This is a genomic window from Streptosporangium sp. NPDC053982 (assembly GCF_055585205.1).
Map to the genome: position 1 here is coordinate 97,185 of NZ_JBVJKQ010000014.1, position 19,940 is coordinate 117,124.

A 19,940-nucleotide genomic window follows, 5' to 3' on the forward strand; every position below is an offset into this window, starting at 1 on the left:
CAGACGGTCAAGCCGGCCGTCCGGACCGGTGGGGGCATCCGCCGGCCGGGCGGGTGGGACGGCTCACCCGCCCGTGGGGGCGCCGCCGGGGAGGTAGACGGCGCGCCGCTCGCGGCGGGCCAGGCGGGCGGCGGGCAGGCGCGGCGCGCTGACCTCCGGCAGCAGTGTGACGGCGGTGTCCCAGGCCAGGAACGCCGCGTCGTCCAGCTCGTCGGCCTGCAGCCGGATGCGCGACGGGTCGTCCAGCACGCCGCCGTCGAACAGGAAGTTCACCATGGAGCGGGGGCGGTCCCCGGCCGGGGGCGACCAGTGCACCACGAGCAGCCCGCCCACCTCGACCGGCACGCCCAGCTCCTCCATCGCCTCGCGCGCGGCGCAGTCGTGCGGCGCCTCACCGTTCTCGACGATCCCGCCGGGAAGGCTCCAGCCCGGCCGGTAGTTCGGCTTGACCAGCAGGACCCGGTCGTCGGCGTCGGTGACCAGCACGGCGGCCGAGGTGAACACGCTGGGCAGTGTGGCGTACCACTCGGACGGCTCCAGGAAGACCTTGCTCACCCCGTCACGCTAACAGGACACCCCGGCCCGCCCCGTCACGCCGCCGACGCGCGTCCCTGTCACTCGGAGGGCGCGGCGGGCTCATGGCGGAGCAGGACGGCCCGCGAGTCGAGGATCCGCGACTCGATGAGCCGCAGACCGAGGCGGTCCTTCGTCTCGGGGAACAACCGCCTGCCGCCGCCGAGGACGACCGGGTGGACGATGACCTGGTACTCGTCGATCAGGCCGAGCCCGCCGAGGGCGGCTCCGAGGCTCGCGCCGCCGTTGAGCAGCATGTCCCGGCCCGGCTGCCGCTTCAGCGCGGTGACCTCCCCGGCGAGGTCGCCGCCGATGACCCGGGCGTCCCAGTCGGCCGCTTCGAGGGTCGTGGAAAAGACGATCTTCGGGGTCCTCCGCCAGATGGGGGCGAACGCCAGGTCGTGCGGATCGTCCGACATCGATTCCGCGTGCGGCCAGAAGCCCGACATCATCTCCCACACCGGGCGCCCGTAGAGGAAGGTGTCCACCCGCTCGCTGAGTGCCATGGAGTGGGCGGACAGCTCCGGTCCCATGGCGGCCCAGTCGAACTCGCCGTTCGGCCCCTCGATGTGGCCGTCGAGCGACGCGTGGACCCAGTAGATGATCTTGCGCATGCCGTGCTCCTCTGTCGTGTGCGGAGAGCGCCCCGGTGGGCACTCCCGCCGGTAGGTCGGAGCCGCTGACGCGTTCTTGACATTCCGCGGGAGATCATTCCGAGCGGGTCGCGGAACTCCTCCGAAGTGCGGGGGAGCGCCCTCCGGAAGGCGTGCCGGGGCGGGAGTCGCACGCGCTCGTCACCGGTCCGCCGCCGTGAGACCCGGCGCGCGGTGAAGGCGCGGTACGGCCGGTGGTGACGATACGGCCGGCGGCGAGGAGGCGGCCGGCGGTGACGGTGCGGCCGGCAGCGAGGAGGCGACCGGCGGCGGCGGGGCGATCGGCGATGATGGGGCGACCGCCGTTCTCCCAGGCGAACGACCCGATGCCCGCTCGTCTAGGATCGGTCCGGCCTGTCGAAAGGGGATATGTCATGGTTCGGGCGGTGGTGTTCGACGTCGGGGAGACGTTGATCGACGAGACGCGGATCTGGTCGCGCTGGGCCGACCGGCTCGGAGTCACCCGGTTCACGCTGCTCGGCATGCTGGGCGGCATGGCCGCCCTCGACCGGCCGCACTCCGACGTCTTCGAGCTGCTGCTGCCAGGCTTCGACCTGGAGGCCGAGCAGGAGGCGTGGAAGCGCGACGACCCCGACGGGCTCCGGGTGAACTTCGACGCCGACGACCTCTACCCCGACGTACGGCCCGGCCTGGCCGCGCTCCGCGACCTCGGGTACGAGCTGATCATCGCGGGCAACCAGCCTCCGCAGGCGTACGACGCGCTGACCGCGATGGACCTGCCGGTCGACGCGATCCACACCTCCGACGGCTGGGGCGTGGCCAAGCCGGCCCCGGAGTTCTTCGCCAAGGTCGTCGCGGTGTCGGGCCGCGAGCCGGAGGAGATCCTCTACGTGGGCGACCGGCTCGACAACGACGTCCGCCCGGCCGGCGCGGCGGGCATGCGGACCGCGCTGATCCGCCGCGGCCCGTGGGGCCACCTGCACGCCGCCCGGCCCGAGGCGGCCGAGGCCGACCACGTCGTCGACGACCTGCACGCCCTGGCCGCACTCCTCCGGCGCTGACCACTCCTCCGGCGCCGGCCGCTCCTCCGGCGCCGGCCGCGCCGCTCGCGGCGCGAGGCGCGGTCAGACGCCCGCGGCGGCCCCGATGATCGAGCGCGGGTCCGCCGCCCCGGCGAGGATGCCCGAGGGCAGCACGTCGATCAGGTGAGCGTGGCCGAACGACGATCCGTACGGCGCGGAGCGGACGGGATGGCCGCGCTCGCCCAGGCCCCCGCCCCACGGGGCGCCCTCCTCCACCTCGACCGTCGCGTGGTCGGGGGCGAGCCAGGTGTCGAAGCCGGTGCCGCCCGAGGCCAGCCGCCAGCGGGCGGCGGCGACGGCCTGCCCGGGGGCCTGGTCGTGGACCAGCAGGCGGGTGATGATCTGCAGCAGGATCTGCGGCTGGGCGTCGCCGCCCATGGTGCCCACCACCGAGCGCAGCGACCCGTCGGTCCGGGTGATCAGCGCGGGGACGAGGGTGTGCGGCGGTCGGCGGCCGGGACCGTACTCGGCGGGATGGCCGGGCTCCAGGGAGAAGCCGATGCCGCGGTTCTGCAGGTTGATGCCGGTGTGCGGCTCGAAGATGTAGCTGCCGAAGCCGGAGGCGTTGGACTGGATCAGCGAGACGCCCATGCCCTCGCGGTCCACCGCGCACAGGTAGGTGGTGTCGCCGGAGGAGGTGAGGTCACGCACCGCGACCCTCCTGTTCCGGTCGATCATCTTCCGGCGTTCGGCGGCCGAGGCGAGCGCCGTCTCGACGGAGCAGCCCTCGAACAACACGTCGGGCCTGTCGTGCCCGGCCACCCGCGCGGCCTCCACCAGCAGGTGCGCCCAGACGGGGTCGGTCGGGTCGGCGGGCAGGTCGAGCTCCTCGGCGACGGCCAGTGCGAGCAGCAGCAGGTAGCCCTGGGAGTTCGGCGGCGCGGTCCACATGTCGTGGCCCAGCGCGCGGACCCTGAGCGGCTCGACCCAGTCGGCGTTGTCCCTGGCCAGGTCGTCCTCGGTGTACTCGCCTTCGCCGAGGGCGATCAGTCCCTCACCGAACTCGCCGAGGTAGAACCCCTCGCGCCCCTCGGCGAGGGCCTCCATCGCCCGCGCCACGCCGGGCCGCCTGATCAGGTCCCCGGTACGGCGGGCGGTGGCGAAGTCGTGGTGCAGGGGGCCGACGGTCTCCAGGGACGGCACCATCAGCGGGGAGGCGGGGAATCCGGCGAGGGCGTGCTCGATCGCGGGCGCCAGCACCTCGGTCATGGTCAGCCTGCCGTACCGCTCGTGCAGGGCCAGCCAGCCGTCGGCGCAGCCGGGCACCGGGACGGAGCGGATGTCCCCGCGGTGCGGCATCCGCTCGTGCCCCTCGGCGCGCAACCGGTCCGGGTCGGCGCCGGAACCCGCCCGGCCTGAGGCGTTGAGCGCCGCCGGAGCCCCGGGGCCGTCGTGGACGAGCGCGAACAGGTCGCCGCCCAGCCCGCACAGGTGAGGCGCGGTCACCGCCAGCACGGCGTTGGCCGCGATCGCCGCGTCGGCCGCCGAGCCGCCCCGCTCCAGCATCGCCAGTCCCGCCCCCGAGGCGAGGTGATCGACCGTGCAGACCATTCCAGAGCGCGCGTAGCGGGTGTTCAGCATGACGAGAGCGTACGGCTTCGGCCCCCGGGACCGCATCGCCGGTACGGCCTCGCCCCGGCCGGAAGGCTTCGCCTCGACCCGGAGATCCCGGTCCGGGGGCTCCGGTCCGGGGGCTCCGGCCCGATGATCCCCTGGCTCGATGATCCTCGGCTCCGGCTCCGGCTCCGGCTCCGGCTCCGGCTCCGGCTCCGGCTCCGGCTCCGGGTCCGGCTCCGGGTCCGGGTCCGGCTCCGGGTCTGCGGCTGCGGGTCTCCGGGCTTCGCCCGCCGCCATGCTCCCGCCCGCTTTTTCGGTAGGCATACGGATGCCGCTACGGATGTTCGGCGCCCGACCGCGGACCTAGGGTCACGGAACGGGGCGCCGCACCGCGCCGCCCCTCTCCTTTCCACCCCCCGTCTCCCTCACCCCCTCGCCTCCCGCCGTGCCCCGCCGCCGGGTGATCCCCGCCTGCGGAGCCGCCGCCCTCCCCTGCCCGCGCGCGGGCGGCCGCGGCGCGGGAGACCGACCGAAAGGAACACGCGTGAGACGCAGAGCCGTACTCGCGGCCACCCTCGGCCTGGCCGTGGTGGCCGCGGTGGCACCCTCCTCACCGGCGGCCGCCAAACCCTCCCCGGGACCGGCCGACCATGCCCGCTCTCTTCACGTCCGCTCCTTCGCCGACCCGCCCCAGCTCGCCGTGGCCGCCGCCGACCAGGCCGTCGCGAGCGGTCTGGACGAGCTGCGCAAGGGGCCCGACGAGATCTACCGGCGCACCGCCGTGGTGCCGGGCTCCGAAGGCATGTACTCCGTCGTCTACGAGCGCACCTACAAGGGGCTGCCCGTGGTGGGCGGCGACGCGGTCGTGATCACCGACTCCGCGGGGAAGGTGCGCGACACCGCGGCGGCCTCCGGCGCCACCCCGAAGGTGCCGACCTCTCCGAAGGTGACCGCCGAGGACGCCCGTGCCAAGGCGAAGAGCCGGCTGACCCGGGTCGACGACAGCGCCGATCCGCGCCTGGTGGTCCTGGCCTGGGGCGCCAAGCCGCGCCTCGCATGGGAGGCCCTGGTCTCCGGCGTCGCCGGCGGCAAGCCGAGCAGGCAGCACGTGTTCGTCGACGCGCGCACCGGCGAGATCGCCGACGCCTACGACGAGGTGCGGGCGGGCACCGGGAACGGCTACTACTACGGCCAGGTCACCATCTCCACGAGCGGCTCCGGCAGCTCGTACTCGATGACCGACCCGACCCGCAGCGGCATCCGCTGCGGCGGGCAGAACGGCTCGGCCTACACCGGCACCGACGACGCCTGGGGCAACGGCTCCGGGACGAACCTGGAGACCGCGTGCGTGGACGCGCTCTACTCGGTGCAGAAGGAATGGGACATGCTGCGCGACTGGCTCGGTCGCAACGGCATCAACGGCAGCGGCGGCGGCTTCCCGGCCAAGGTCGGGCTCAGCGACGTCAACGCCTACTGGGACGGCAGCACCACCAACTTCGGCCACACGCAGGACAACCAGCGCCAGGCCACGTCGATCGACGTGGTGGCCCACGAGTTCGGCCACGCCATCTTCCAGAACACCCCCGGTGGCACCGGCTCCGGCAACGAGAACGGCGGCCTCAACGAGGCCGTCGGCGACGTCTTCGGCGCGCTCACCGAGGCATACGCCAACAACCCGAACGACCCGCCGGACTACGAGGTCGGCAAGAAGGTGGACCTCGTCGGCGACGGCCCGATCCGGTACATGTACGACCCGTCCAAGGTGGGCGACCCCAACTGCTGGTCCTCCTCGATCCCGAGCACCGAGGTGCACGCCGCGGCCGGCCCGTTCAACCACTGGTTCTACCTGCTGGCCGAGGGCTCCGCGCCGGGCGGCGGCAAGCCGAACAGCCCGATCTGCTCCGGCGGGCCCTCCTCGGTCACCGGCATCGGCATCCAGAAGGCCGGAAAGATCTTCATGGGCGCGCTGATGCGGAAGACCTCGACCTGGAAGTACACCAACGCCAGGCTGGCGTCGCTGTCGGCGGCGGTCGAGCTGTACGGCGACGGCAGCCCCGAGTGCGCAGCCACCAAGGCGGCCTGGAACGCGGTCAGCGTGCCGGTGCAGACCGGTGAGCCGACCTGCGCCGCGACGGGCAACGACTTCTCCCTGACGCTGAGCCCCGCCGCGGGCACGGCGCAGCCCGGCCAGCAGGTCACCTCGACCGTCGGCACGCAGACCACCTCGGGCAGCGCGCAGGCGGTCGCCCTCACCGCCTCCGGCCTGCCGGCGGGCGCCACCGCGAGCTTCAGCCCGGCGTCGGTGACCTCGGGCGGCACCTCCACCATGACCATCGGCACCGCCGGGTCGACGCCGGCCGGGACGTACACCGTCACGGTCACCGGCTCCGCCACGTCGGGCACGCACACGGCGTCCTACACCCTGACGGTCGGCAACGGGGGGCCCGCCCCGACCGACCCGCCGGACATCAGCCTCGCCAACGTCAAGACCCACCTGCAGCAGCTCCAGAGCATCGCCACCGCCAACGGCGGTACCCGCAGGTCCACGGGCGCCGGCTACACCGCGTCGGTGTCCTACATCGAGCAGAAGCTCACCGCCGCCGGCTACACCGTGGTGCGGCAGTCCTGCACCTCCGTCTGCACCTCCGGGGCCGGGCCGAACCTGATCGCCGACTGGCCCGGCGGAGACGCGAACCAGGTCGTCATGGCCGGAGCGCACCTGGACAGCGTCTCGGCCGGTCCGGGCATCAACGACAACGGCTCGGGCTCGTCGGCGCTGCTGGAGGTCGCGCTGACGCTGGCGGCGAAGAACCCGACGATGGCCAAGCACGTGCGGTTCGGCTGGTGGACCGACGAGGAGCAGGGCCTCAACGGCGCCCAGTTCTACGTCAACTCGCTCAGCTCCACCGAGCGCAGCAAGATCAAGGTCTACCACAACTACGACATGGTGGCCTCGACCAACGGCGGCTACTTCATCAACAACATCAACACCGAGGCGGCCCAGTATCTCAAGGCCTTCTACGACGGCCTGAACCTCCAGCCCGAGGAGAACACCGAGGGCGCCAACCGGTCCGACGACGCGCCGTTCCGGAACGCGGGGATCGCCACCTCCGGCGTGGCGGCCGGCGCCAGCGCCACCAAGACCTCGGCCCAGGCCGCCAAGTGGGGCGGTACGGCGGGCCAGGCGTACGACCCCTGCTACCACCAGTCGTGCGACACCACGAGCAACATCAACGACACCGTCCTGGACCGGGCCGCCGACGCCTCGGCGTACGCGATCTGGAAGCTCGCGACGGGCACCACCACGAGCCGTGACTTCTCGATCTCCATGAACCCGTCCTCGGGGACGGTCCAGGCGGGCCAGGCGGCCACCGCCACGGTCTCCACCGCCACCACGGCGGGCACCGCGCAGACGGTCAGCCTGTCCGCGTCGGGTCTGCCCACCGGCGCCACGGCCGGCTTCAACCCGGCGTCGGTGACCTCGGGCGGCTCGTCCACCCTCACCATCGCCACCACGGCCGCGACGCCCTCCGGCACCTACCAGGTTACGGTGACCGGCACCGGTGAGGCCGCCACCCGCACCTCGACGTACACGCTGACCGTGCAGGGCACCTCGGGTGGCCGCACGTTCCGCAACGACACCGACTACACCGTCTACGACTACGGCACCGTCCTGAGCCCGATCACCTCCACCGCGACCGGCTCGGCGGCGTCGCCCGTCAAGGTGACCGTCACGATGAACCACCCCTGCGCCGAGGACCTCCAACTGTGGCTCCGCGGCCCGAACGGGCTGTGGTATCCGCTCCAGGCCAGCGGCGGCTACATCTGCACCCCGTACGGCACACGGACCTACACGGTCCCGGTCGCTCAGCGGGCGGCCGGACAGTGGGTCCTGGAGGTCGACGACCTGTATCCGGGAGACACCGGCAAACTCGACTGGTGGAGCATCACCGTCTGAGTGCCCGGCCCACGAACGGAAGACGCCCCCGGGACCGAGCGATCGGCCCCGGGGGCCCCGTCGTCTCCGGTCCGTCGTCTCCGGGCCGGAGACGACGGACGGGTGCCGTCCCCGGAGGCGGACGGGGCGACGCGCGGGCCGGGCGCGTTCAGACGGGCGGGGCGACCTCGGTGCGCGACCGCAGGCCGAGCTTGCGCAGCACGGTGGCGACATGGGTCTCGACCGTGCGCGTCGACAGGAACAGAACGTCGGCGATCTCCCGGTTGGTCCGGCCGAGCGCGACCAGCCGGGCCACCTCCTTCTCCCGCTGCGACAGCGCGCCGGCGTTGCCCTTGCGGCCCCGCGGCAGCGGGGACTCCACACCGAGGTCGCGCAGCGCGCGCCGGCAGCGCGCGGCGTCGTGGGTGGCGCCGAGCTCGCCGAACCGCTCCGCCGTCTCGGCGAGGGCCGCGGCGGCGGAGCGGTCGCCGAGGGCGAGCCTGGCGCGCGCCTCGCTCTCGCCCACCCGCGCCGCGGTGTAGGGCTGGGGCAGGGCCGCGTACGCCTCCCGGGCGCGGGCGAAGAAGTCCGCGGCCTCGTCCGGCCGCCGGTCGGCGACCAGCGCGCCCCGGGCGTGGTCGAGTGCGGCGTGCGCGGCGGGGGCGAGACGGCCGGTGATCCCGTCGGCGAACTCGGTCACCAGCTCGGCCCCCTCCTGGACGCGCCCGGCCTGGGCGAGCGCGGTGACGGCGGAGGGGATCAGGCCGGCGCCCCAGGCCCACACCCCCTTGCGGCGCATCCGGGCGGCCGCCTGCACGGCCTCGGTGACCGCGTCCTCCAGCGCGCCGCGGGCGAGGTGCAGCTCTATCAGGCCGCCCGCGGCGGCCACCGCGATCGGCAGGAAGCGTGCGTCCGGCGCGTCCATGCCGGCGCTGTACAGGCACTTGCGGGCCTCCTCCCACTCACCGGTGGCCAGGGCGAGCAGCCCCAGCACCAGCCAGGCGTCCACCGCGATCAGCGGGGCCTCCGTGGCCAGCTCCACCAGGGCGATCGCCTGGTCACGGAGCCCCTCCCACCGGCCGGTCAGCCAACGCCTGCGGACCGTCGCGACATCGACGGTGTAGGCGGGGAACAGCACCCCCGTCTCCGCGGCCAGCCGCCGCCCCTGCCTGCCGAACTCCTCCGCCGCGGTGTAATGGCCCAGCGTGGTCGCCGAGTCGTGAAGGTTGCAGTAACCGCGGGCGACCTGTCGCCGGACCGCCACGGACGGGTCGGAGACGGGCAGCGTGGCGGCGATGGCGAACGCGTCCCGGGAGCCGATCGACATCTCGAACGAGGCGCGGTTGGCCAGGACCGCTGCCGCCAGCTCCGGGTCGTCGGTGATCGCGACGAGCGCCTCGGCGCGGGCCATCCACTCCGCGTGCGTCGCCAGCGACTCGGTCCCCCATTCCGGCAGCGCGAGGCTGGCCCAGCCGCGGGCGGCCAACGTCGGCCGGTCGTGCAGCTCGGCGACGGCGGCCAGGACCTCGGGGCGTCCGGCGGGGATGTCGCCCGCCTGGTTGGACAGCATCAGTCCGAGGTTGAGACGTGCCTCGCCGCGCACCTCGCGGGCGAGGAAGTCGTCCCGCAGCAGGCGGCGCAGCAGCCGCACCACCCGCTGGTACGACAGCCCGGTCGCCGCCAGGCGGCTCAGCGCCAGCGAGAGGGGGCCGCGCTCGGGCGCGGGCAGGTCGGGATCGGCGAGCATGCCGTCGAGCACCTCGACCGCCAGGGCGGTGTCGCCGAGCGCGGCCGCCCGGTCGGCGGCCGCTCTGCCGTGGCGCAGCCAGGCGCCGATGTCCCCGGCCTGCCGGGAGTGGAAGGCCAGCTGGACCAATGGCGGAGGGGTCACCGCCGCGAGCGCGGCCATCGCGCGCTCATGCGCCAGGCGGCGGTCCGGACCCGGGATCGCGTCGTAAACGGCCTGCTGGGCGAGGGCGTGGCGGAAGCCGTAGCGGCCGCCGGGATGCTCACGGAGCACGCCGGCGCGCAGCGCCTGGCCCAGCCCGGCGGGGGCCCCGCTGACCGCGGCGATCAGCCGTTCGTCCACGGGGAGCCGCAGCACCGCCGCCGCCTGCGCGGCGCTCACCGCCGCCGCGGGCAGACCGGCCATCTGCTCGGCCATCGCCTCACGCAGCAGCAGCGGCACCCCGGCGCGATCCAGGGCTTCGGGCCCCTCCGCGTCGGGCAGGGAGCGGACGACCTCCTCCACCACGAACGGTATGCCCGCCGTGTGCTCGTGCAGCCGCGCGACGAAGGCGGGCGGCAGTGCGGAGCGGTCCAGCAGCGCGCAGGCCAGGCTGTTCACCTCCGGGGCGTCCAGCGGCCGCAGCGGTATCACCAGGCTCGTCGTGCCCGGAGGGCGCCGGTAGGCACGGCCGAGCGGCAGGCCCGGCGTGTTCAGGTCCTCCCGCCGGTAGGTCGCCACCACCGTCAGTCCCTCGGGCGGCTGGTCGGCGAGGAACCGCAGCAGGTCCCGCGTCCCGTCGTCGGCCCAGTGCAGGTCCTCGATCACGAGCAGGGCCGGTCCGACGGCCGCCAGCAGGGCGCGCATCGCGCGGAACAGCCGGTGCCGTTCGGCCCGCGGATCATTCAGCGGCGGCGGTGGCGGCGGGAGCGCGTGCGACAGTTCGGGCAGGTAGTCGCGGAGCACGCCGGTGACCGGGTTGAGGACCTCGGCCGCCGGCAGCCGGCCCGCGACCTCGCGGAGCGCCTCCACCACGGGACCGTACGGGAAGGGCTCGCGGATCTGGTGGCAGTAGCCGAGGAGGACGGGCCGGTCGCCGGACACGAGACGGTCCAGCGCGGCGTGGACGAGCCGGGTCTTCCCGATGCCGGCCTCTCCCTCCACCAGCACCACGGCCGGCGGGCGGGCCATCGCCTCGATCAGAACCCGCAGCTCAGAGGTGCGTCCAACGAGTACGGGAGAGGCCAGGTTGTTCATTGGCGGCTCCGGGTGAGACGGGTCGGGACCCTCAGGGAGGGTCCCGCATATCGCCATTCAAGGTCAACCTCTGGACATAACGGACTTGTTGCGGGTGCGTGTCAAGGTTCATGTGCGCGGCCGCTCCCGGAGCGGCGGGAGCGGCCGCGCCGACCGCCTGTGATCCGCGTATCGGACGTTCGGCGCGGCGGGGCGCGGAAGCCGTGGATGATCGCGGCCGGGCATGTCGGAGTTCTTCTTTCGGCAAAGGGACATCGTTGAGCACTGAGGAGTTATTGGAGGGATATCTATAAGTTTGTCCAACCTCCTTATGACTATCCTGACGCCAGGCTGGTAATCGGACCCGGGAGGTGGAATGGCGATTCCCGACCAGGGGGACGGTGAACGCCGGGCCGCCGCCCAGGCGCTGGTGCGCGACAGGATCGAGCTGATCAGGCGGCGCATGCGCCGGGCGGCGGTCCTCGACCAGGCGACGTCCCGCCTCGCCGTACGGATGAACGTGCGGCCGGAGGAGGCCGCGGCCCACCTGGCCCGGCTGTCGCACGAGAGCGGGGTGGACCTGCTGGAGGTGGCCCGGTCCGTGGACGAACGGACCGGGACGCCGCCGGAGCCGCCGGGGGTGACCGCGCCGGAATGGGTGACCCCCGTCATGGAGGCGATGCCGCTGTGCGCCATGTACCTGAGCCCGGTCACCGACGAGACGGGCCGGGTGGTGGACTTCCTCATCGTCGCGACCACCGAGGGCGTCGAAGGGGTGACCGGCCGCTCCCTTCCGTCCTCCCGGGGACGCCGGCTCCTGGAGTACGCCCCGGGGGTGATGCGCGCCGGGCTGCTGGAGGAGTACATCCGGGTCCTGGAGACGGGGGAGCCGTTCCAGCGGGGACCGTTCGAGTACGTCGGGGTCAGGGAAGACCGGCTGTGGCCGCGCTCGATCAGCGTCCGGGTGAGCCGGCTCGCCGACGGGGTGCTGTTCACCTGGCAGGAGCTGAACGAGGAGGAGCGCCTCATCACCGGCTGGGAACGCGCCCAGCGGATCGCCGGTCTGGGCTGGGCCGAGTGGAACCTGGCCAGCGGCCGGACCATCTGGACCCTCCCGATGTACGAGATGTTCGGCCGGGAGGTGCCGGAGGGGCCCCTGCCGTTCGACCAGCTCCCCGAAACGGTCGTGGAGGAGGACCTGGGCGCCGTGGAGGAGGTGGTGCGCGTCCTGCTGGAGCACCGGGAGTCGGTCGAGCAGGAGTTCCGCGTCCAGCACCGGCACGGCATCCGGCACCTGCGCCTGGTCGCCGAGCCGGTTCTCGACGGGTCCGGCTTCCCGTTCGCCGTCCGCGCCATGGCCCAGGACGTCACGGCCGACCGCCGCCGGGAAAGGGCACTGGCCGAGGCCCGCGACCAGGCTCTCCAGGCCGGACGCCGGGCCGACGAGGAGCGCCGGGTGGCGCTCGCCCTCCAGGACACGATCATGCCCACCCACCGCGGCGTGTTCGACCTGCCCGGCCTGCGCATGGGCGTGAGGTACTCGCCCAGCGGCGAGCTCGAAAGCCTCGGCGGCGACTGGTTCAAGGCCCGTCAGCTGCCCGACGGCCGGGTGCTGCTGGCCATCGGCGACGCCATGGGTCACGGCCTGAGCGCCGTCAGCCTCATGGCCCAGATGCGCAGCGGCCTCGCCGGCCTCGCCTACACCGGGGCCCCGGCCGACCAGCTCGCCAGATGGCTCAACGAGCTCGCCTTCCACGCCAACCAGAACATCACCGTCACCGGCACCGCCGTCATCGGCCACTTCGACCCCGCCGCCCGCACCCTGGAGTGGGTCTCGGCGGGCCACCTGCCGCCCGTCCTCGTCCGCGACGGCAAGGCCGTCTTCCTGGAGACCAGCAACGGCACCATGCTCGGCGCGTTCGAGAACATGGAATACACCCTGACCACGACGCAGCTCGCCCGGGGCGACCTGCTGCTGCTGTACACCGACGGCGTCGTGGAGCACCGCGGCCACAGCCTGGACATCGGCCTGAACGCGATCCTCGAAGCCGCCGGGCGCTGCACCGAGACCGACCCGGAGAAGAACCTCGTCTGCGTCCTGCGGCAGCTCGGCGGGGAGCGCGCCACCGACGACATCTGCCTGCTGGCACTGCGGGTGCTCTGACCTGGGCGTATCGTCCCCGGGGCCTCCGTGGCGGCCTGGACGGCCCCGCGCGGGGGGATCGCCGCCCGGGGTCCTTCCGGCGGTACGGGCTCCTGTGGTTCGCGATACGGGGGGCGGAGACGCGGCGATGACCTTCCCTGTCGTTTGTGTAATCGATAGAATGCACAGAGTAACTTACCTGCACTTGTCCCGGTTGGGGGTTTCTCCGTGGAGAGTTCGGACGGTCGGGTCCTGATCCTCGTCCTGATCGCGACGGTCGTGTTCTTCGTCGGCCGCCGCTTCCAGCGGACGGTGGACGCCTGGCTCGGATGGGGCAAGGCGGTGAGCGCGGCGGCCGAGGCCGCCGCGAAGATCGCGGACGCGAAGTCGGCGGCGTGGTCGGCGGTCCGCGGCATGACGCTGGTCGGGGCGGTCACGCTGGTCTTCCTGGCCGTGATCGTGAACGCGGTCCGGTCCGGGTGACCGCGCTGAGACGTCGCACCCTCCTGAGAACCGAGGGCGCGGCGGCGGCCCGCCGTCCTCCCTCCGGGACGGCGGGCCGCTCACGTACGGGAGGTGCGAGGCGGCAGTCCGTTCGCGCGGGGGCGCGGGGACGGTGAACCGTTCGCGTGCGGGGGAGTGCGGGGCGGACCGTTGATCTACGGCGGGGCGGTCTATAGCGTCGTCTGTCGTGACTCACCCCCCACGGTTGTTCAAAGCGCTCGTGGCGGCGGCGGTGCTGATCCCGGTCGGCCTCGCCTCGGCCCCGGCATCCGCCGACCCCGCCGACCGGGCCGCCGCCCACGTCACCTCCGCCGCCGACCCCGCGACCCCCTGGCGCCTGGACCAATGGCCCCGGACCCAGCCCTGGCAGCGGGACGCCCCCGCCGGCTCCGGCGACTCCACCACCGCGCTGCGCGCCAAGCGCGGCCTCCCCGCCCCGATCGACCCGCAGAACTGGAAGAACCCGGACCACATGACGTGGGCCGACTACACCCGGCCCCCCGGCGCCGACTGGGCCGATCCCGCGGTCAAGGGGTCCAAGCGGACCTTCCGCGGCGCGCTGGTCCTGCTCGACTACCCCGACCAGCCGTTCGTGGTCACCCGGCCCCAGGGCTCGACCGTGTTCAAGAATCCCAGCGCCGAGGCGCACGACATTCCGCGTGACAAGGTCGCCCGGTTCTACAAGGACTTCCTCAACACCCCCGGCCCGCTCAACCGCGGCCACACCATCCACGAGTACTGGATGGAGGACTCCGGCGGCCGCTACGGCGTCGACCTGACGGCCTTCGGCCCCTACCTGATGCCCGGCAAGTCGCACGAGTACGGCATGGAGTTCCAGGGCGACGGCGCCTGCCCGGCCGGCGACACCTGCGACCGCAACATCCGGACCGACGGCAGGGCGGCCTGGGCCGCCGCCGAGGGCGCCGAGGTGCCCGCCGGGTTCGACTTCGTCTTCTTCCTGAGCGCCGGTCAGGACGAGTCGTCCACCTGGCAGGAGTTCGGCCAGATGAAGTTCCCGGCCAAGGAGGCGGTGACCGACGACTTCGGCCCGCCCGACCCGAACCTGCCCAACTGGGCCGACACCCGCTACGTCGACTGGACCTCCTGGGCGTCGGCCGCCTCCATCTGGCCCAACGCCGGGGGCGGCTCGTCCACCCAGGCCGAGAGCTCCGGCCAGGGCGTCTACGCCCACGAGCTCAGCCACATCCTCGGCATCGGCGACAACTACAACAACCCCTTCGGCGTGCCGCCGCGGCGCTCCTACACCGGCATCTGGGAGATGCTCAGCCGCGGCAGCTTCAACGGCCCCGGCGGGCCGCACAGCCGCTGGCTGATCCCGCCCACCGGGGGCGGCTCCATGGGCGCCCAGCACATGCTCCGCAACAAGATCAAGCTGGAGATGGTGGACGAGCGCAACGTGCTGCGCCTGTCGCGCGGGGCGCTCGCCGGCTCAGGGCTGGTCATCGCCGAGGTGACCGCCCGGGTGGCGCAGCCGGGGCCGAAGGGCCTGTCCGGGATCAACATCGCCTTCGGCGACGGCGACCGCGCCCCGGCCTGCGACGCCGCCAAGGACCCGATGTGCGACGGCGGCGGCTACGACAACTACACCGTCGAGGTCGTCGACCGGATGGGCGCCGACTCCTTCACCCCCGACTCGGGCGTGCTGCTGGCCAAGACCAAGAACGCCGACCGCGCGCCGTTCGAGTGGGTCGTCGACGCCAACCCGCAGGACATCGGCATGACCGACTACGTCCTGCCCGACGGCACCGCCGTGCCCATCACGATCGGCGACTACCGCCAGCTGTCGGACGCGCTGTTCCACGCGGGCACCGGTTCCGGTTCGGAGTTCGAGTACGTGGACGAGGCCAACCGGCTCCACTTCTACGTCCTCGACCTGCGCCGCGACGCGGCGGGCGTCCTGTCCTACAAGGTCGCGGTCCGCTCCCTGGACGGCGCGGGACCGCAGCGGCGCGGCGTGCGGCTGCTCCCGGCCGCCGGCGTCCCGGCGGGCAAGGGCCTGTCGAGCTGCCGGTTCCCGCTGTTCAACACCGGCCGGGCCGCCGGGACCGGCGCCGGGCACCCCGAGGACGTGCGCGCGTACCTCGGCGGCGACGTCTACCGGCTGTCGGCCACCGTCCAGGGCCGCGGCTGGACGGCCTCGCTGCCCAACTCGCTCGCGACCGCGGACTTCGGCCGCGGGACCTCGGTGACCGTCGACGCGGTGCGGGCCGACGGCGGCAGCCGCCTGGCGAAGGTCACCCTGACCGCCGTCTCCGAGAGCGACCCGGCCAGGACCGCCACGGCCACCTGCCACGTGGCCGGCCTGTAGTCCCCGCGGCGGCGGGACGGCAGGACCCGCCGCCGCGCCGCAGCCCCCTTCCCCCGGAGGTACGGATGCCCGGGTCGGCCGACGCGCCCGACCACCACCCCGATGACCGCACGCCCCGGCCGCGCCGGCGGCGGGCCCCGCTGGCGGCGCCCGCCGCCGCCGGGACCGTCGCCGCGACGGCCAGCTTCCTGGCGACCTCGCTGGACGTCTGGACGCTGCCGGTCGGCGTGGAGATCGGCGTCACCGCCCTGGCGGGCCTCCTGGTGGGGCTGCTCACCTGGGCGACGGCCGGCCCGCGGGAGCGGGAGACCGCCGGCGACGAGGGCCCGTCCTGGCGTCCGCCCGACCAGTGGCCGCCGGTCCCGGCGCACTTCACCGGGCGGAGCGAGTCGCTGACGGAGCTGCGCGGGGTGTTCGCCGCCCGCAGGCGGTCCCGCGACCCCGGGGAGGACGCCGCGCCGCTGGTCGTGTCGGTGTACGGCAGAGCCGGGGTCGGCAAGTCCACGCTCATCGCCAGGTTCGGGCACGAGATCGCCGGGCGGTTCCCCGACGGGCGCCTCCACGCCGACCTACGCGGCACGGTCGAGGCGCCGGTCGGGCCCGAGGAGGTGCTGATCGGTTTCCTGCGGGCGCTGGGGGTACGGCTCACCACCGACCCCGGCGGCCTCACCGAGCTGCGCAGACTCTGGCTGACCTGGACCAAGGGCAGACGCATCCTGATCGGCCTGGACAACGCCCATGACGGCGAGCAGGTCAGGGACCTCATCCCGGCCGAGCCGGGCTGCGCGGTCCTGGTCACCTCGCGGCAGCCGCTGTTCCTGCTCAACGCCCACGACAAGCGGCTCTCGGAGTTCAGCGAGGCGCAGGGCGTGGAGCTGCTCGCCCGGCTGGCGGGAGACGACCGGGTCGCCGCCGATCTGGAGTCGGCCCAGGAGATCGTCCACATGTGCGATCGCCTGCCGCTGGCCATCGGCATCTGCGGCGGACGCCTGGCGACCCGGGAGAACTGGACGCTGCGCGAGCTGGCCGGCCGGCTGCGGGACGAGCGCCGCCGCCTGGGCCAGCTCGAACTCCCCGGAAGGCCGCTGGACCGCAGCGTCCGCGCCTCCCTGCAGCTCAGCTATGACGACTGCACCGGTCTGCAGCGGCGGCTGCTGCGGACGCTCAGCCTGCTCACCGCCCCCGACGTGCCCGGCTGGGTCGCGGGAGAGCTGCTCGCCACCTCCGAGCCGGACGGGGCCGACCAGCTGGAGGCGCTCGTCGACGCCCAGCTCGCGGAATGCTCCGGCGTCGACTTCTCCGGGGTGATGCGCTACCGCCTGCACGACCTGGTCCGGATCTTCGCCCGTGAGATCGCGGTCTCCGGTGACGACGAGGCGTACCGCCGGGCGGCCGTGGAGCGGGTCCTGTCCGGTTACCTCCGTCGCGCGGAGGCGGCGGCCGTGGCACGCTGGCCGCAGGACTGGGGCCGCGGCGGCAGGAACACCGGAGCGGCGGCGGCGAAGGAGGCCCAGGCGTCGGCGGCCGACTGGCTCAACGCCGAGCGGCTCACCCTGGTGGCGCTGATCCACCAGGCCAGGAGTCTGGAGCTGTGGGAGCTCGCCTGGAGACTGGGCCGCGCCTTCTGCTCGCTGTGCCACTCGCTGCGGGCCTACTGGTCCGACTGGCGGGCGGTCGCCGAGATCGTGTGCGAGGCGGCGGACCACATGGGGGACCGGCGGGCGTCGGGCATCGCGCTGCTGGACCGGGCGGCGGTGACCAGCGGGCAGGGCGGTCACCGGGCGGCCGGGGCGGACGCCGGGCGGGCGCTGGAGATCTTCCGGGAGCTGGGGGAGCCGTGGTGGGCCGCCCGGGCGATGCGCACGGTCGGCATGACCCTGTTCAACGAGGGCGACCTCGACCGGGGGCGGAGCCACCTGATCGAGGCGGTCGCCGCGTTCAAGGCGGAGGACGACCGCTGGTGGTCGGCCAGGACCCAGCGGAACCTCGCCGAGCTCCGGCTGGCACAGCGTCGCCCGGAGGAGGCGGGGGCTCTGCTGGAGGAGGCGCTGGCGGTCTTCAAGCACGACGGCAACCGCTACTCCGAGGCCCAGACGCTGCGGGTCTACGGCGAGGTGCTCGGTGCGACCGCGCGGGCGCTGCACGCCCGCGGGGAGATCCGGGCCGCCGAGAAGGACTTCGCGCGGGCCGGTTTCAGTCTGGAGCGGGCGGCGGAGATCTTCCGGCTGAGGGACGAGCTGTGGGAGGAGGCCAGGTGCCTGCGCGCGGCCGGCGAGGTGGGCAACCCGGCCGACGGCCTGCGCGAGCTGACCTTCGTACGGCGGGCCACGGACATGCTGGCCGCGCTCGGCGACTCCTGGGGCGTGGCGCGGTCGGAGCTGTCGGCCGGCCGGGCGCTGGGCCGGCTGGGCCGTACCGGGGAGGCGCAGGAGGCGTTCCGGCGGGCGATCCACGACTTCGAGGAGCTGGGCGACCGCTGGTGGCTGGCCAGGAGCCTGCGGTACCTCGGCGAGGCGCACCTGGAGGCGGGGGACCGTCCGGAGGCGATCACCCGGCTCCGCCGCGCCCTGGACGTCTATCGCGGCCTCGGCAACCGGTCGGGGACGGCGCGCACCCTCGAACTGCTGCGCCGCGCGGAGGAGCCCGAAGGGGAGGGTGAGAAGGCGGAGGAGAGGTGAGGCGGGCCGTCACGTCCGGGTGCGTCGCGTCCGGGCGCCTCCCGTCCGTCACCGCACGGGAGGCGGGCCGGCCCTCCGTCACCCCGAGGGGCCGGATCCCGTGATGCCGAAGGGCCGGTCCCGATGGCGCAGAAGGGCCGGTCCCGATGGCGCAGAAGGGCCGGCCCCGATGGCGCGTGGGGGGCGGGATGCTCCTATGGATGTCAGCCCAGCAGCACACCGAGGAACAGCGCGGCCAGCGCGGACAGGCCGCTGAGCGCCCCGAAGGCGGCCATCGCGCCCCGGCCGCGGGCGCGGGCGTGCAGGAACGCCGTCACACCGGAGATCACCACGACCGCCAGCTTCACGTGCAGGGTGGTCTTGTAGGCCGGGTCGCCGCCGTCGACGGCGAGCATGTTCCAGACGCCGGTCGCGACCAGGACGGCGAACGCCGGCCAGGCGACCCTGTTGAACGCGCGGGCCGCGGTTCCGGTGACCCCCTCGCCCGCCGTGCGGAGCGAGGGGACGAGGAAGGCGAGGGTGAGCTGCCCGCCGACCCAGACGGTGGCGGCCAGTACATGAAGGAAGACACGGACGGTGTCGAGGGATACGGAAAGCACCCGATCAACATATTGGCCGTGCCCTTCGGTCTGGACTCCGGGGATACGGTCCGACATTTACGACAAGAGGCACTGGTTGTTCCCTGCGCGGACATATTCCGCCGTATAGGCTCCCAATGATGAACGAACTGACGCGATGGATCGATCTTGAAGGTGCCGTCAACGTTCGCGACCTCGGCGGGCTCGCGACGGTGGACGGCGGGACCACACGATTCGGCCGGGTCTACCGGTCCGACAACCTGCAGGGACTGACCGGGCGCGATGTCGAGCTGCTGGTCGGCGAGCTGAAGCTACGCCACGTCGTGGACCTGCGCTCGGTCGCCGAGGTGTCGCTGGAGGGGCCCGGACCGCTCACGGCCGTCCCCGAGGTGAACATCCACCACCACACGCTGTTCGCCGAGAGCGGCGGGAACACCGACGTCGACGCCGACACGGCGATCGACGGCGCGCGGGTGCTGCCCTGGCAGGAGCGCGGGGAGGAGGACCTCGCCGAGCTGCGGGTGACCGGTTTCTACTACGGCTACCTGCGCGACCGGCCCGACGCCGTGGTGGCCGCCCTGCGGGCCATGGCCCACGACGACGGCGCCGCCGTCGTGCACTGCGCGGCGGGCAAGGACCGCACCGGCGTCGTCTGCGCCCTGGCCCTGGAGGTCGCCGGGGCGACCCGGGAGGCGATCGTCGCCGACTACGTCGCCACCGGTGACCGCCTGGAGGGCATCATGGCCCGCCTGCGCTCCAGCGCCACCTACCGCGACGACCTCGACTCCCGCCCGGCCGACGACCACCGCCCCCGGCCGGAGTATCTCCGGCAGTTCCTGCACGTCCTGGACGACCGCTTCGGCGGCCCGATGGCGTGGCTGGAGTCCAAGGGATGGACCGGCCGCGACTCCGAGACCCTGCGCTCGCGCCTGCGCGACTGACTTCTCCGGAGGGCTCGGAACGGGACGGACGCGGTGCTCGGC

At 73.6% G+C, this 19,940-nt stretch carries 12 protein-coding genes; 7 read left to right on the top strand and 5 right to left on the bottom strand.

Features of this window, described 5'->3' with window-relative positions:
• Positions 1–63: 63 nt before the first annotated feature.
• Together ACZ6W9_RS25760 and ACZ6W9_RS25765 are read right to left on the bottom strand one after the other, a co-directional pair.
• On the bottom strand, positions 64–555 hold the full coding sequence (locus ACZ6W9_RS25760) for an NUDIX domain-containing protein (RefSeq protein WP_389965570.1): 492 nt from the start codon (positions 553–555) through the stop codon (positions 64–66).
• A gap of 59 nt (positions 556–614) precedes the next feature.
• The gene (locus ACZ6W9_RS25765; RefSeq protein ID WP_389965573.1) at positions 615–1,187 is read right to left on the bottom strand and encodes a dihydrofolate reductase family protein; all 573 of its coding nucleotides are present in this window, start codon (positions 1,185–1,187) and stop codon (positions 615–617) included.
• Between the two features lie 413 nt (positions 1,188–1,600).
• Between ACZ6W9_RS25765 and ACZ6W9_RS25770 the strand changes: the two genes are divergently transcribed.
• Entirely contained in the window at positions 1,601–2,248 is a 648-nt protein-coding gene (locus ACZ6W9_RS25770; RefSeq protein WP_470120051.1) for an HAD family hydrolase, read from the top strand.
• 63 nt (positions 2,249–2,311) lie between these two features.
• Here the strand turns inward: ACZ6W9_RS25770 and ACZ6W9_RS25775 are convergent, their stop codons facing one another.
• The gene (locus ACZ6W9_RS25775; RefSeq protein ID WP_389965579.1) at positions 2,312–3,850 is read right to left on the bottom strand and encodes a gamma-glutamyltransferase family protein; all 1,539 of its coding nucleotides are present in this window, start codon (positions 3,848–3,850) and stop codon (positions 2,312–2,314) included.
• A 520-nt stretch (positions 3,851–4,370) separates the two neighbouring features.
• Here ACZ6W9_RS25775 and ACZ6W9_RS25780 point away from each other — a divergent pair.
• Positions 4,371–7,784, top strand: coding sequence for a M28 family peptidase (locus ACZ6W9_RS25780; RefSeq protein ID WP_470120053.1), 3,414 nt, complete (start codon positions 4,371–4,373; stop codon positions 7,782–7,784).
• 148 nt (positions 7,785–7,932) lie between these two features.
• Here the strand turns inward: ACZ6W9_RS25780 and ACZ6W9_RS25785 are convergent, their stop codons facing one another.
• Entirely contained in the window at positions 7,933–10,746 is a 2,814-nt protein-coding gene (locus ACZ6W9_RS25785; RefSeq protein ID WP_389965585.1) for an ATP-binding protein, read from the bottom strand.
• A 355-nt stretch (positions 10,747–11,101) separates the two neighbouring features.
• On the opposite strand from ACZ6W9_RS25785, the gene ACZ6W9_RS25790 reads away from it, so the two are divergent.
• The 4 genes from ACZ6W9_RS25790 to ACZ6W9_RS25805 all read left to right on the top strand — a co-directional run bounded on the left by ACZ6W9_RS25790 (position 11,102) and on the right by ACZ6W9_RS25805 (position 18,379).
• Positions 11,102–12,889: a SpoIIE family protein phosphatase gene (locus ACZ6W9_RS25790; RefSeq protein WP_389965588.1), complete on the top strand. Its 1,788-nt coding sequence runs from the start codon at positions 11,102–11,104 to the stop codon at positions 12,887–12,889.
• Between the two features lie 207 nt (positions 12,890–13,096).
• Entirely contained in the window at positions 13,097–13,351 is a 255-nt protein-coding gene (locus tag ACZ6W9_RS25795) for a hypothetical protein (RefSeq protein ID WP_362935333.1), read from the top strand.
• A gap of 208 nt (positions 13,352–13,559) precedes the next feature.
• A complete protein-coding gene (locus ACZ6W9_RS25800; RefSeq protein WP_389965592.1) occupies positions 13,560–15,701 on the top strand; it encodes a M6 family metalloprotease domain-containing protein in 2,142 nt (713 codons plus the stop codon).
• Positions 15,702–15,766: 65 nt separating this feature from the next.
• Complete coding sequence (locus ACZ6W9_RS25805) at positions 15,767–18,379, top strand: tetratricopeptide repeat protein (protein WP_389965595.1); 2,613 nt, start codon at positions 15,767–15,769, stop codon at positions 18,377–18,379.
• Positions 18,380–18,582: 203 nt separating this feature from the next.
• Here the strand turns inward: ACZ6W9_RS25805 and ACZ6W9_RS25810 are convergent, their stop codons facing one another.
• Positions 18,583–18,978 (bottom strand): hypothetical protein, encoded by a 396-nt coding sequence (locus tag ACZ6W9_RS25810; RefSeq protein WP_362935324.1) that lies wholly within the window; start codon positions 18,976–18,978, stop codon positions 18,583–18,585.
• A gap of 119 nt (positions 18,979–19,097) precedes the next feature.
• Between ACZ6W9_RS25810 and ACZ6W9_RS25815 the strand changes: the two genes are divergently transcribed.
• Positions 19,098–19,898 carry a tyrosine-protein phosphatase gene (locus tag ACZ6W9_RS25815; RefSeq protein ID WP_362935321.1) on the top strand — a complete coding sequence of 267 codons (801 nt, stop codon included), beginning with the start codon at positions 19,098–19,100 and terminating at the stop codon, positions 19,896–19,898.
• The last annotated feature ends 42 nt before the right edge of the window (positions 19,899–19,940 follow it).

Bases quoted from the DNA above. Each gene is read 5' to 3' on its own strand.
- ACZ6W9_RS25765 (WP_389965573.1), bottom strand. From the start codon at position 1,187: ATGCGCAAGATCATCTACTGGGTCCACGCGTCGCTCGACGGCCACATC.
- ACZ6W9_RS25775 (WP_389965579.1), bottom strand. From the start codon at position 3,850: ATGCTGAACACCCGCTACGCGCGCTCTGGAATGGTCTGCACGGTCGAT.
- ACZ6W9_RS25815 (WP_362935321.1), top strand. From the start codon at position 19,098: ATGAACGAACTGACGCGATGGATCGATCTTGAAGGTGCCGTCAACGTT.
- ACZ6W9_RS25790 (WP_389965588.1), top strand. From the start codon at position 11,102: ATGGCGATTCCCGACCAGGGGGACGGTGAACGCCGGGCCGCCGCCCAG.
- ACZ6W9_RS25770 (WP_470120051.1), top strand. From the start codon at position 1,601: ATGGTTCGGGCGGTGGTGTTCGACGTCGGGGAGACGTTGATCGACGAG.
- ACZ6W9_RS25785 (WP_389965585.1), bottom strand. From the start codon at position 10,746: ATGAACAACCTGGCCTCTCCCGTACTCGTTGGACGCACCTCTGAGCTG.
- ACZ6W9_RS25805 (WP_389965595.1), top strand. From the start codon at position 15,767: ATGCCCGGGTCGGCCGACGCGCCCGACCACCACCCCGATGACCGCACG.